Annotated in this window: 1 protein-coding gene; it reads right to left on the bottom strand. The window is 57.6% G+C overall.

Annotation, left to right across the window (positions count from 1 at the left end; all coding sequences use genetic code 11):
- On the bottom strand, positions 1–929 hold a 929-nt coding region (locus QSH13_RS18420; protein ID WP_286039459.1), incomplete at both ends, for a hemagglutinin repeat-containing protein.

Here is a 929-nt window from a genome sequence, read left to right as displayed (position 1 = left end):
GTGGTAATATCCAGCCCCCGTCCGGCCTGCAACGCCAGATTTCCGCTGCTGACCACATTGCTGCCTGACACACTGATATCCCGCCCGGACTGAAGATGAACTGTCTCTCCGGACAGTTCAGTACTGACGGCCTGGCGCGTGTGGACCTCATCATGACGCTCAGATGAATGCCCCGATAACAGCCCGCGACTGCTTTCTTTACTGTGCTCCGCCAGATCCGTCACGCTGTTACCGGCGTTCAGCCGTAAATCCCGTCCGGCCTGTGCAGTCAGCGCGGCATCGGTGGTAACATCAGCGGCAGTGGCCGAAATATCCCGCCCGGCAGACAACACCAAATCTCCGGCCGCATGAATACGAGTGCCACTTTCCGTCTGTATATGCTCCCGGCGCCAGTTATCTTTACCCCAGTCACTTTCCTGAGAACGGACTGTACTGACCGTATCCAGACGCAGGTCATGACCTGCTGTCAGTGACGTCTTCCCGTTCTCTCCGGCATTCCGGATATCGCTGCCGGTCAGGGTGATATTGTTCAGCGCACGCAGTGTCAGATGACCATCTGCCCCCTCTGAATAAATACCGGCCCGGCGATCAACCCAGCGGTTCACACCGTCACTGCGGGTGGTGGTTTCGCTGGTAATATTTCTGCCGGCCAGCAGTGACACTGCTTTGCCGCCCAGTATCTGCCCGCCGGTATTCAGGATATCTTCACCGGCCAGCAGACTGACCCGGTTACCACTGATGCTGCCACTGTTGATCAGCGTCCGTGCACTCAGTTGTGTCACATCCCGTCCCACGATATTGCCGCTGCCGGTAATATCCTGTTCTGCACTCAGCAGGACATTCTGTCCGCCGAGCAGGGCACCGTCACCACCTAAATCCCCTTCCCTGAGCTTCGCATAGACCTGGGGAACACGAACCTGTTGTATGCT

Origin of the sequence: Proteus faecis (assembly GCF_030286765.1) — a bacterium.
Lineage (GTDB): Bacteria > Pseudomonadota > Gammaproteobacteria > Enterobacterales > Enterobacteriaceae > Proteus > Proteus faecis.
This window is presented reverse-complemented; position numbering and strand designations above follow the sequence as displayed.